This is a genomic window from Mycobacterium sp. (genome assembly GCF_032162105.1).
Lineage (GTDB): Bacteria > Actinomycetota > Actinomycetes > Mycobacteriales > Mycobacteriaceae > Mycobacterium.
Genome location: NZ_JAVRPS010000014.1, coordinates 1 through 11565, shown reverse-complemented (window position 1 = coordinate 11565; position 11565 = coordinate 1). Strand labels below are relative to the sequence as shown.

General features: G+C 69.2%; 13 protein-coding genes and 1 pseudogene. 6 read left to right on the top strand and 8 right to left on the bottom strand.

Annotation, left to right across the window (positions count from 1 at the left end):
- Positions 1-288: DUF742 domain-containing protein (locus QOC69_RS00545; RefSeq protein WP_526435295.1), on the bottom strand; the 288-nt coding region annotated here is incomplete at its 3' end.
- A gap of 111 nt (positions 289-399) precedes the next feature.
- Positions 400-930, bottom strand: a pseudogene (locus tag QOC69_RS00540) (peroxiredoxin); the annotation flags it as partial.
- Positions 931-1309: 379 nt separating this feature from the next.
- On the opposite strand from QOC69_RS00540, the gene QOC69_RS00535 reads away from it, so the two are divergent.
- On the top strand, positions 1310-2542 hold the full coding sequence (locus QOC69_RS00535; RefSeq protein ID WP_526435289.1) for a thiolase family protein: 1233 nt from the start codon (positions 1310-1312) through the stop codon (positions 2540-2542).
- On the opposite strand, the gene QOC69_RS00530 is transcribed toward QOC69_RS00535, so the two are convergent.
- Positions 2539-2937 (bottom strand): VOC family protein, encoded by a 399-nt coding sequence (locus tag QOC69_RS00530; RefSeq protein ID WP_526435287.1) that lies wholly within the window; start codon positions 2935-2937, stop codon positions 2539-2541. The two genes, QOC69_RS00535 and QOC69_RS00530, sit on opposite strands and share 4 nt — an antisense overlap.
- Positions 2938-3056: 119 nt before the next feature.
- On the bottom strand, positions 3057-3884 hold the full coding sequence (locus QOC69_RS00525; RefSeq protein WP_526435285.1) for an oxygenase MpaB family protein: 828 nt from the start codon (positions 3882-3884) through the stop codon (positions 3057-3059).
- A gap of 36 nt (positions 3885-3920) precedes the next feature.
- Between QOC69_RS00525 and QOC69_RS00520 the strand changes: the two genes are divergently transcribed.
- Entirely contained in the window at positions 3921-4895 is a 975-nt protein-coding gene (locus QOC69_RS00520) for a cobalamin biosynthesis protein (protein WP_526435283.1), read from the top strand.
- Here QOC69_RS00520 and QOC69_RS00515 read toward each other — a convergent pair.
- Genes QOC69_RS00515 through QOC69_RS00505 form a run of 3 tightly spaced genes read right to left on the bottom strand, consistent with a single transcriptional unit; the run spans position 4849 to position 6822 of the window.
- Positions 4849-5673: an SURF1 family cytochrome oxidase biogenesis protein gene (locus QOC69_RS00515; protein WP_526435293.1), complete on the bottom strand. Its 825-nt coding sequence runs from the start codon at positions 5671-5673 to the stop codon at positions 4849-4851. The two genes, QOC69_RS00520 and QOC69_RS00515, sit on opposite strands and share 47 nt — an antisense overlap.
- A complete protein-coding gene (locus QOC69_RS00510; protein ID WP_526435281.1) occupies positions 5670-6164 on the bottom strand; it encodes a low molecular weight protein-tyrosine-phosphatase in 495 nt (164 codons plus the stop codon). Before QOC69_RS00510 ends, QOC69_RS00515 begins: the two co-directional genes overlap by 4 nt.
- Positions 6157-6822: an HAD hydrolase-like protein gene (locus QOC69_RS00505; RefSeq protein ID WP_526435291.1), complete on the bottom strand. Its 666-nt coding sequence runs from the start codon at positions 6820-6822 to the stop codon at positions 6157-6159. Before QOC69_RS00505 ends, QOC69_RS00510 begins: the two co-directional genes overlap by 8 nt.
- A 53-nt stretch (positions 6823-6875) precedes the next feature.
- On the opposite strand from QOC69_RS00505, the gene cobC reads away from it, so the two are divergent.
- Genes cobC through QOC69_RS00485 form a run of 4 tightly spaced genes read left to right on the top strand, consistent with a single transcriptional unit; the run spans position 6876 to position 10838 of the window.
- Positions 6876-7889 carry an Rv2231c family histidinol phosphate aminotransferase CobC gene (cobC, locus tag QOC69_RS00500; protein WP_526435279.1) on the top strand — a complete coding sequence of 338 codons (1014 nt, stop codon included), beginning with the start codon at positions 6876-6878 and terminating at the stop codon, positions 7887-7889.
- A complete protein-coding gene (locus QOC69_RS00495) occupies positions 7886-9010 on the top strand; it encodes a Nif3-like dinuclear metal center hexameric protein (RefSeq protein ID WP_526435277.1) in 1125 nt (374 codons plus the stop codon). The genes cobC and QOC69_RS00495 overlap by 4 nt, the downstream gene beginning before the upstream one ends.
- Positions 9007-9744 carry a zinc ribbon domain-containing protein gene (locus QOC69_RS00490; RefSeq protein WP_526435275.1) on the top strand — a complete coding sequence of 246 codons (738 nt, stop codon included), beginning with the start codon at positions 9007-9009 and terminating at the stop codon, positions 9742-9744. Before QOC69_RS00495 ends, QOC69_RS00490 begins: the two co-directional genes overlap by 4 nt.
- Positions 9741-10838, top strand: a complete 1098-nt coding sequence (locus QOC69_RS00485; RefSeq protein WP_526435273.1) for a bifunctional RNase H/acid phosphatase — start codon at positions 9741-9743, stop codon at positions 10836-10838. Before QOC69_RS00490 ends, QOC69_RS00485 begins: the two co-directional genes overlap by 4 nt.
- On the opposite strand, the gene relB is transcribed toward QOC69_RS00485, so the two are convergent.
- Complete coding sequence (gene relB / locus QOC69_RS00480; RefSeq protein WP_526435271.1) at positions 10839-11420, bottom strand: type II toxin-antitoxin system RelB family anti-toxin; 582 nt, start codon at positions 11418-11420, stop codon at positions 10839-10841. It abuts the gene before it with no gap.
- Positions 11421-11565 lie beyond the last annotated feature (145 nt).

The following is an 11565-nucleotide window of genomic DNA, read 5'->3' as shown; positions in this document are numbered from 1 at the left end:
TGTCATCGAGTCATCGAGGGTGGCGTGCACCCGCAAATAACCCTGTTTCACCAGGTCGCCGACCAGGACCCGCGTCACACCGAGCGGCAAGGACAGACGAGCGGCGATCTCTGCGACCGAGAGGCTGTGCACGCACAACGTCAGGATCTGTTCCCGTACATCATTTCTCGGCCACCGCGGCGGCTTCGCTGTGGTGTTGAGCGCTTCGACCGGAGCCTCGAGTGCCAGTTCGACACCTGAGTAGGTACGGCCTGCCGTCAGCGTGTATGGCCGGACCAGGCTCGGCACGTCCGCGGTTTCCGGTTCTGTGAACCAGTCGCCCGTCGATCTGTCCTTGCCCTCCGACTGCTGGTGCGCGTCGGTGTGCTTCTGCCGAACATGTGGCGAACCATGCGGCACTCTGCGGTTCTGCAAGAACCACAAGGTCTGGTCGGCGTGCACCGATGCGCGCAACTCGCTGGAGACGACCTTGAGGACGGTGCGATCGGTGTCGATGACGAATGTGCTCCGTCTGACCGGCAGCAGCCGAGCCAGCAGTCCACGGCGCCGAGTGTGCCGGTTACGCCTGGCCGCCTCACGCGCCACGACGGATCTATGCAGCTTGGCGAGCCTGCCTCGGCGCACCCCGAACATCTCGGACACCACGCCGTCCGCGTCGGAGAGCAGCGGATAGTCGAACGAGCGCTGTTGGGCGAAGTGGGCCTGCTTGTCGACGGTATCGGTGCTGATGCCCACCCGCTGGGCGCCCACCGTCGCGAATTCGCTGCTCAGGTCCCGAAAATGACAAGCCTGGGCTGTACAGATCGGTGAGGACGCAATTGGGAAGAAGAACAGCACAACCGGCCCGTCGGAAAGGAGCGCGGACAGTCTGCGAGGCCAGCCGGTATGGTCAAACAGAGTGAAGTCAGGTGCTTTCTCACCCGCGATCATCGGCAAAGAGTAACGCCGGGAAGCTCTGCGCCACCACGCCTCTGATAATTCGGTCATCGCCGAACAGCTACCAGATTGGAACCGTGATCGGCTCGGCCACGCCGATGATGCCGGGAACGTTGTTCACCGCGGTGCGCTTCTCAGGCTGCTGCAAGCGCTCACCGGCTGGCGCGCCTCAGAGATCCTGATGCTCGACTACAACTCGGTGCGCTACTCGGCCTGATGTCGATTTTGGCTAGCCTGACCTGGCCATTTCGGGACGCTACGGCACACCGTCACACGCGCTGGACGGGCATGCTCGCTCTTACACACCAGCGGTCGGCGGTTCGATATCGTCCGCGCCCACTTACACGTCGTCGGTCCGGGTAGGAATGACACCATGACCGACGCATTCATTCTCGGGGGCGTCCGAACCCCGTTCGCGCGCTACGGCAGCTCGCTGTCCCACATCCGCACCGACGACCTGCTCGGGATGACGATGAAGGGCGCCTGCCAGCGGGTGGGCATCGACTTGGAGCCCATCGAGGACATCGTGGCGGGCTGCGTGAACCCGGCGCACGAGGGGATGGGCGACGTCGGCCGGTGGGCCGCACTGGCCGCCGGGTTCCCGGACAGCGTCGCTGGAGCGACGATCAACAGGTTCTGCGGTTCGTCGCTGAGCGCCACCATCAACGTCAGTCACGCCATCAAGGCAGGCGATCTGGGCGTAGGCATCGCCTGCGGGGTCGAATCGATGTCCCGTTCGGGCTGGGCGCTCATCAAGGGGGACGCACCGTTCAGCCCGCGCGGGCCCGTCTTCATGTTGGACACGATGTGGGCGGGTGCGGGAGGTCCGCCGAACCCGGCACTGCTGGCCCGCAACGCCTACATCGGGATGATCGAAACGGCCCAGAACGTCGCCGATCGGTACGGGTTGACGCGTGAGGAGATCGACGCATTCGCATTGCGGTCGCAACAACACGCCAAGGCTGCCCGCGACTCCGGCCGGCTTGCCAAGGAGATCATGCCGGTCACGATCCCGGCGACCCGCAAGACTCCCGAGCGGTTGTTCGAGCACGACGAGTTCATCCGCGACGACACCACGGCCGAATCGTTGGCGAAGCTCCCCGCTCAACCAGGCACCACGCAGATGACCGCCGCCAATTCCACGCCGTTGACCGACGGCGCAAGCGCGATCGTGCTGGCGTCGGGGGAGAAGGCAGCCGAACTCGGGATCGAACCACTCGCCCGTGTGTTGTCCTCGGCGGTCTACGGGATCGACCCGCTGTTCATGGGGTTGGCGCCCGCCTGGGCGATCCCGCTCGCGATCAGCCGCGCCGGCCTGACGCCCGAGCAGATCGACGTGTGGGAAGTGCACGAAGCCTTCAGCGCCCAGGCGCTGGGTGTGCTTCGCGAACTGCCAAACCAGTTGGGCGGATTCGTCGTTCCCGACGACAAGCTGACGCCCAACGGCGGGGCCGTGGCCATCGGCCATCCGTTCGGCGCGACCGGGACCCGGTACGTCCTGACGCTGGCCACCGAGCTGAGCGAGCGCAACGCCCGGTACGGAGTGATCGGCGTCTGCATCGGATCGGGACAGGGTGTCGCGATCGTCCTGGAGAACCCGAACTAAGCAGGCGGGGCGAAGAACTCCAAGGCGATGCCGTCGGGGTCGCGGAAGCTCAGCCCCGAGCCGTAGTGGTCGTCGACGATGCCGCCGTGCGCGATGCCGAGTTCGTCGAGGCGGGCTTGCCACTCCTGCAGTTCGGCGCGACTCTCGCAGCCAAAGCCGACGTGGTCCAGCCCCAGCCTGAACTCCGTGAACGGTTCGTCATCGGCTGCGCGGTCGTGCTGATGGATGCCGAACAGGGTGCCGTTGTCGAGCGCCCAAACGAGATGACGGAAACCGGCCGAGGTGTGTTCGTCGAGCACCGGGTCGACGCCGATCAATGCGCGGTACCAGGGTCCGCTGACGTCCACGTCGCGGACAGTGACAGCGACATGGTTCAGTGCTGAAACGCTCGTCATGGGGTTCCTCACCGGTTGATCAGCTGACACTACCTCCATACGTACCGGTCCACGGCTTGGTTCACCGTGACTAGGTCCGGCGTTCAATACCGTCCCCGCAGCGGTGCCGGGAAGGCGGGTCAGACGACCCGCCTGCCGCGGCGCGCGCGGGACCGCATGTCCCAGAGGTAGAGCCGGTAACCGAAGACCCACAGCTCGCGGGGGATCACCCGGTCGGCGACGCGCAGACCGTTCAGCAGCCAGTCGAAGCGGCGCTGCTGGGCCGCCGTCCACGACAGCCCCATGTGTTCCCGGAATTCGGCAGGCAGGAAGCCCGTCGTCGCGAACAGATTGAACGGCCCGGCCAGAAGCCGAAGCGGCGCAGGCAGAAACGCCATCTCCGCGACCCCGTGAAGGTGCTCGCGGACCGGCGGGTCGATCCGCAGCCGATCCAGTGAGCGCTTCCAGAACTCGTCGAACGCGGCACGATCGGCCGGCCACATGGCCTCGCGCACCTGCAGTGTGGTGCCGAGCTTGCGGGCGTCGAGATAGACCGCGTCGGCGGAGTCGTCGTCCAGGGGTCCGTACAGGGACTCATGCATGTCGACGTAGTAGCGGTAGAGGCACGCCGCCACCCACAGCTGAAGTTTGGGGTCGAAGGCGTTGTAGGACACCGGACTCGACCCGTTCGACCGCACCAGCGCGTGCACCCTGTCGACCTCAGCGCGGATCAACGCCCGGTCGTCGTCGGTGCCCAGTGTCGCCGCCGCGAGGTAGGTGCCGGTGGTGCGAGCGCGCTTGAACGGATGCGCGTACACGTTGCCGCTGTGCACCGGGCTCTCCACCACCCCGTAGCCCACTGCAGGCGCCGCGAGCTGCATGATCACGTTCGCCGCGGGCAACAGCACCGCCGCCGGATTCAGCAGATCGACGACGCGGGTAGGACGCCGCGGGGGCCCCAGCCTCATGGGGTCGAGTACACCACCTCGTGAGACGCTGCCGGAGTGTTTGCGCCGACATGTCGCGGCCGGGCGGCAGGTCTCGCGCTGGGGTACGTGGCCGACCTGCTGCTGGGCGACCCGCGCCGCGGTCATCCGGTTGCGGTGTTCGGCCGTGGCGCGGCCGCCCTCGAAAGGCTCACCTACTCCGACCATCGTGCGGCGGGTGCCGTGCACACCGGCGTACTGATCGGCGTTCTGGCGGCATTCGGAATCACCGCGGACCGCGCGGCGGCGCGACGGGGCGCGGGATGGACCGCGGTCGTCACCGCGGCGGCGACGTTCGTCGCGCTCGGCGGTACGTCGCTGGCCCGCACGGGCGCCGACATGGCCCGGATGGTGGACGGCGATGACGTCGAGGGCGCACGCGTGTTGCTGCCGTCGCTGTGTGGGCGCGACCCCGCGGCGCTGGACGCCGCGGGTCTCACCCGCGCTGCCCTGGAGTCGGTGGCGGAGAACACCTCCGATGCCGCCATCGCGCCGCTGTGCTGGGGGGCGGTCGGCGGGGTGCCGGGGCTGCTCGTCTACCGGGGTGTCAACACGCTTGACGCGATGATCGGTCACCGGTCGCCGCGCTACGCCCGGTTTGGTTGGGCCGCAGCACGATTGGACGACGCAATGAACTACCTGCCGGCCCGGGCGACGGGTCTGCTGGTGGCGGCATGTGCACCGGTCGTGGGCGGCTCGCCGCGGCGGGCACTGGCGGCATGGCACCACGACGCGGCCAGGCACCCCAGCCCCAACGCCGGGGTGGCGGAGGCCGCCTTCGCCGGAGCGCTGGGGGTCCGGTTGGGCGGGCCAACGCAGTATGCGCACCGACTCGAGATCCGGCCGACGCTCGGCGACGGTCGGCTCCCGGAACCGGCCGATCTGCGCGCCTCGGTGCGGCTGTCGCGGGCGGTGCAGACGCTCGCTGCGGTGTGCACGGTCGGCGTCAGCGCCGCCTGCCGTACCGGTCGGCGAGCTTCTCGTCGGGGGTGAGCGGGGTCCCGGCCGGGCGTTGAGCTGCCGTTGCGGCCTTCTCCCGTCGGCGTTGCCGCACCTCGGCGAGGACGAAGTAGCCCACCCCGATCGGTGCGACGATGCCGAACACGATCCACTGGATGCCGTAGGACAGGAAGGGGCCCGCGTCCAGGTGGGGCAACGGGATTTCGCCGAGGCCGCCGGGCTGGTCGCCGACGAGTTGCAGGTATGAGCCCGCCAGCGGCATCCCGGTCAGCGCGGCGATCTGCGCGGTGTTGACGGAGTACACCTGCTGCGCGCCGTTCTGGCGGAACGGTTCCTTGCCTTCGACCACGGGTTCTGAATCGCGCAGCCGCGCGGTGATCGTCACCGGTCCCTGCGGTAGCGGGGCCATCTCGGGCGCGTTCGAGCCGGGGACCGGCCGCACGTAGCCGCGGTCCACCAGCACGGTCGGCCCGCCGTCGACGGTGAAGGGAACCAGCACCTCGAACGCCTGCTCGCTGTCGACCACCCGAAGCCGGGCCAGCACCTGGGCGTCCGGGTGATACCTGCCGGTCGCGGTCACGCGCCGCCACGCCGCGTCGGGGGCCGCCGAATCCTGGTGGGGCAGGAACTCGGCCACCGGCACCGGGTCGGCGGACAGCGAATACGAGATCTGGCTGTTCTCCCGTGAGGTCTTGGTGTTCTTGCCGAGCTGCCACGGCGCCAACACGGTGAAGCACAGGTAGGCGAAGGCGATCACCACCACGTACAACGCCAGCCACTGCGGCCGGAGCAGGAATGCCCACCTCATCAGACGGCCATTCCCCGGTCGGCGAGCCGCTCGTCCACCCAGTCGTGCAGTCCCGGCAGTGAGGCCGCGATGACGGTGAACACGTCCTCGAAGTCGTCCCTCGTCCCGTAGTACGGATCCTCGACGTCGTGCGGATGTGCCCCGGAACGCGGGTCGAAGGAGCGCAGCATGCGGAGCCGTTCGGCAGGCACGCCCAGGTCCCGCAGCATCCGCACGTGGTTGCGCCCCATCGCGATGACCAGGTCGGCGGACAGGTGCTCCTCGCCGACTCGTGCGGCTTCGTGGAAGGACGGATAGCCGTGTTCGTGCAGCACGTGCCCGGCCCGTTCGTCCGCCCCGTCACCGGCGTGCCACCCGCCGGTACCCGCGCTGGTCACCCGCACCACGCCGGCCAGGCCGCGCTCGTCGATCTGGTGGGCGAACATCTTCTCCGCCATCGGGGACCGGCAGATGTTGCCCGAGCAGATGAACGTCACGTGCAGCTGGTTAGACACCGAGCACCTCGCGAAGGTCGGCGACGGACGACACGTGCCGGTAGCCTGCCGCCGCTTCGGAGTCGTCGAAATCTCCAGCGCCGTAACCCCATTCGACCACCACGGTGTCGATGCCGTGCGCCGCGGCGCCCTCGACGTCGTGCCTGCGGTCGCCCACCATGAGCACTCGTTCGGGCAGCGGCCCCAGCTGGGCCAGCGCATGGCCAACCACGTCGGCCTTCGACGACCGGGTGCCGTCGACGCTCGCCCCCGCGACCACCTCGAAGTGGCCGTCCAGCCCGAAGTGCTCGATGATCCGTTTGGCAGTCGGTTCGGCCTTCGACGTGGCCACCGCAAGGCGCACACCCGCGGCGCGCAGGTCGGCCAGCAGCACCGGAATGCCGTCGAAGACGCTGTTCATCGACCATCCGCGGGTGGTGTAGTCGGCGCGGTAGGCCGCGATCGCCTCGTCGGCCCGATCGCCGAGGCCCATCGCCTTGAGCGTGAGGTGCATCGGCGGCCCCACGACGCGGCCCGCGAGGTCACCGTCCGGGACATCGGCGCCGATCTCGCCCAGTGCGTGACGGAAGCTCGACACGATGCCCTTGGCGGAATCGGTCAACGTGCCGTCGAGGTCGAAGATCACCAACTGGGCGTTCACCCCTCCATTGTCGCCGATGTGCTGGGTCGTCCCCGTGCCTGGCCCGGACGTACGCGCACTAGTGTCGTGATGTGGCAAGGGCAGGAGCGCGCTATCACGGCGATCAGGCCGCAGGTCCCGGCATGCTGGACTTCGCCGTCAACGTGCGCCAGGGTGAGCCACCGTCATGGCTGGTCGAGAAGTTGACCTCGCGGTTACGCGACCTGGCCCGCTACCCGAGTGCGGACGACGCGCGCCGCGCCACGCAGGCCGTTGCCGACCGGCACGGCCGCCGTCCCGACGAGGTGGCACTGCTGGCCGGTGGTGCCGAGGGCTTTGCCCTGCTGGCGAACCTGCGGCCGCGGCTGGTGGCTCTGCTCGCGCCGTCGTTCACCGAACCGGAGGCCGTGCTGGACGCCGCGGGTGTCCCGACGTGCCACGTCGTGCTCGAGCCGCCGTTCGTACTCGACGGCGCCGAGGTGCCCGAGGATGCCGACCTCGTCTTGCTCGGCAATCCGACCAACCCGACGTCGGTGCTGCACACCAGGGAGCAGATCCTCGCGCTGCGCAGGCCCGGCCGGACCCTGGTGGTCGACGAGGCGTTCGCCGATGCCGTCCCCGGTGAGCCCGAGACCCTGGCCGCCGACGCGCCGCCGGACGTGATCGTGCTGCGCAGCCTCACCAAGACATGGTCGCTGGCCGGGCTACGGGTCGGCTACGCACTCGGTGCACCGGACGTGCTGTCCAGGATGACGGCGACGCGGCCGCACTGGCCGCTTGGCACGCTGCAACTGGAGGCGATCGCGGCGTGCACCACACCGGAGGCCGTCGCCACGGCCGACGCGGGCGCCCGAAGGCTGGCCGCGCTGCGCGCCGACATGGTGGCCGGCTTCCGCGCGGCCGGCGTCGACGTGGTCGACGGCCGTGCGCCCTATCTCCTGTTCCGCGTCCCCGACGCCGACCTGGTCCGAAAGCATCTGGACACCAAGGGTATTGCCGTGCGTCGGTGTGACACCTTCGTCGGCCTCGACGGGCAGTACCTGCGTGCCGCGGTGCGGCAGGAATGGCCGGTCCTGCTCGAGGCCATCGATGAGGCGATCCGGTGAGCGTGCGGCTCAGCGACGTCATCGAGGTGCTCGACGGCGCCTACCCGCCACGGCTCGCCCATGACTGGGATTCCGTCGGCCTGGTCTGCGGCGACCCGTCGGAGCCCATCGAGTCGGTGACGGTCGCCGTCGACGCCACCGCCGAGGTGCTCTCCGAGGTGGGGGACCGAGCATTGCTGCTGGCGCACCATCCGCTGCTGCTTCGCGGCGTCGACACGGTGGCGGCGGACACGGCGAAGGGGGCCCTGCTGCACGGGCTGATCCGCCGCGGCAGCGCGCTGTTCACCGCCCACACCAACGCCGACGCGGCCTCCCCTGGGGTGTCCGACGCGCTGGCCGCGGCCCTCGGCTTGACCGTCGATGGCGTGCTCGCGCCCGCCGCCGAGTCGAGCCGACTCGACAAGTGGGTAATCTTCGTTCCCGCCGAGAACGCCGACGATGTGCGCGCCGCCGTCTTCGGCGCCGGTGCAGGCCACATCGGGGACTACTCGCACTGCAGTTGGACCGTCTCGGGCACGGGCCAGTTCCTCCCGCACGACGGTGCGTCCCCGGCCATCGGCAGTGTGGGCTCGATCGAGCTGGTGGCCGAGGAACGCATCGAAGCCATCGCGCCGGCGAGGTCGCGCGCCGCGGTCCTGGCCGCGATGCGCGCCGCACACCCCTACGAGGAGCCCGCGTTCGACGTGTTCGAGCTCGCGCCGTTGCCCACCGATGCCGGAATCGGCCGGGTCTGCACACTGCCGGAGCCGGAACCGTTGTCGGCCTTCGTCACCCGGGTCGCCGCACGGCTCCCGGCGACCTCCTGGGGCGTGCGGGCAGCCGGTGACCCCGATGGGCTGGTGTCGCGGGTGGCAGTATGTGGCGGTGCGGGTGATTCGTTGCTCGACGTCGTGGCGACCGCCGGGGTGCAGGCCTACCTGACCGCCGACCTGCGTCACCATCCGGCCGATGAACACCGGCGCAGGTCCGACGTCGCCCTGGTCGACGTCGCGCATTGGGCCAGCGAGTACCCGTGGTGCGCGCAGGCCGCCGCAGTGCTGACCGGCCACTTCGGTGAAGCACTTCCGGTGCGGGTCAGTTCCGTCCGCACCGATCCATGGAACGTCGAGAGAGAAGTATGAAGGCAGAAGTCGCGCAACAACGTTCGTTGATCGAGCTGACCGAGATCGACGCCGAGATCGGTCGCCTGGAACACCGGGCCAAGAACCTCGCCGAGCAGCAGAAGCTCGACGCAGTCGAGTCGGAACACCGCGGCGCGAACGACGGGCTGGCGGCGGTGAACCTCGCCGTGGAGGACCTCGAAGCCGAGGTGACCAAGTTCGAGGGCGAGATCGACGCCGTCCGCCAGCGCGAGGACCGGGACCGCTCGATGCTCGACTCCGGTGGCGTCAACCCCAAGCAACTCGCGGAGTTGCAGCACGAGCTGGAGACCCTGCAGCGTCGCCAATCGAGCCTGGAGGACTCCCTGCTCGAGGTGATGGAACGCCGCGAGGAGCTGCAGAACGACCAGGCCGGGCAGCTGGGAAGGATCGACGAACTGGACGACGAGCTCTCGACTGCCCGCGCCGCACGCGACGCGGCGCTGGTGACGATCGACGCATCCCGGCATCAGCTCGCGAGCCGCCGCAGTGAGGTGACCGCCTCGCTCGACGCCGATCTGGTCGCGCTCTACGAACGCCAGCGCGGCCACGGCGGGCCGGGAGCGGGTGTGCTTCAGGGCCGCCGGTGCGGCGCCTGCCGGATCGAGATCGACCGCGGCGAGATGCAGCGGATCGCCGCAGCGCCCGCCGACGAGGTGCTGCGTTGCACGGAATGCGGGGCGATCCTGCTGCGGCTCGAGGATTCCGCGAAGTGAAGGTGCTGGTCGAGGCCGACGGCGGCTCGCGGGGCAATCCCGGGCCCGCGGGTTATGGCGCGGTGGTGTTCTCGGCCGACCACGAGACGGTGCTGGCGGAGAGCAAGGAATCGATCGGCCGGGCCACCAACAACGTTGCCGAGTACCGCGGTCTCGTCGCCGGCCTGGAGGCGGCCGCGGGCGTAGGCGCCACCGAGGTGGCGGTCTCGATGGACTCCAAGCTGGTGGTCGAGCAGATGGTCGGCCGGTGGCGGGTCAAACACCCCGACCTGATCCCGCTGAACCAACGCGCCAAGGAATTGGCGGCCCGGTTCGACCGCGTCACCTACGCGTGGATTCCGCGCGCCAAGAACTCGCACGCCGACCGGCTGGCCAACGAGGCGATGGACGCCGCAGCGGATCCCACCGCGGTACCGGAGCCAGCCGAGACGCTCAAACCCGTTGCCGCACCGTCCTCTCCGCCGGGCTGGACCGGCGCGCGCGGGGCACCAACACGGCTGCTGCTGCTGCGCCACGGACAGACCGAGCTGTCCGTCGAGCGCCGTTACTCGGGCCGGGGCAACCCGCCGCTCACCGAACTCGGCCGCAGCCAGGCCGACGCCGCGGCCAGGTATCTGACTCAGCGCGACGGCATTTCGGCGGTGATCAGTTCGCCGTTGCAGCGGGCCTACGACACCGCGACGACCGCGGCCAAGGGGCTTGGCCTCGACGTCACCGTCGACGACGATCTGATCGAGACCGACTTCGGGTCGTGGGAGGGTCTGACATTCGGCGAGGCCGCCGCACGCGACCCCGAACTGCACACCCGCTGGCTGCACGACACCTCCCAGTCGCCGCCCGACGGTGAGAGCTTCGACGCGGTGGCACACCGGGTTCGCCGCGCGCGCAACCGGATCATCGCCGAGTACGGCGACGCGACCGTATTGGTGGTGTCGCACGTGACGCCGATCAAGACGATTCTGCGACTGGCGCTCGATGCGGGGGAGGGCATCCTGTACCGCCTGCACCTCGACCTGGCCTCGCTGTCCATCGCCGAGTTCTACCCGGACGGTGCATCATCGGTGCGACTGGTCAACCAGACCGCTTACCTGTAATCACTTCTGCACGTGCAGCCGCTCACCGTGCGGACCGAACAGCGCGATGGCCTCCACGGGACCGTCGGCGGCGCCGAACCAATGCGGTGTCCACGTTGAGAATTCCACGGCCTCACCGGGTTTGATCGTGAAGTCCCGCTCGCCCAGGATCAACCGCATCCGTCCGGACAGCACGTACATCCAATCCTGACCGTCGTGCACGGGTAGCGGATCCGGTGGGGTGCGGCGGCGGGCGCTGACCCGAATCTTGAAGGCGTGCAAGCCACCCGCCGGACCACTGCGGGTCAGCGGCCAGTACGTGACACCGTGGCTGGTGTGAGAACTGCCCCGCACGCGGGGGTCGTCGGCCTCCGGCGCACGGAGCAGTTCGTCGGCGCTCACCGACAGCGCCGTGGCCAGTCGCGGCAGATGATCCAGGGCGAGGCGACGCTTGCCGGATTCGAGCCTGCTCAACGTCGACACGTCGATGTCGGCGCGAGTGGCGACCTCCTCGAGGGTCAGGCCGAGCTGTGTGCGCAGCTCCCGAAGCCGGCGCCGCACCCGAAGGTCGACGTCGTCGGCGGTGACCCGATTTGCCTGCATGGCAAATCAGCTTGGCATGCGTCGCCCGCCGCGGGCAAGGTGGGGTCGTGGACCTCGAATGGGACTGCGTGGTGGTCGGAGGCGGTGCCGCCGGACTGAGTGCCGCACTGGTGCTCGGCCGGGCAAGGCGCCGCGCGCTGGTGGT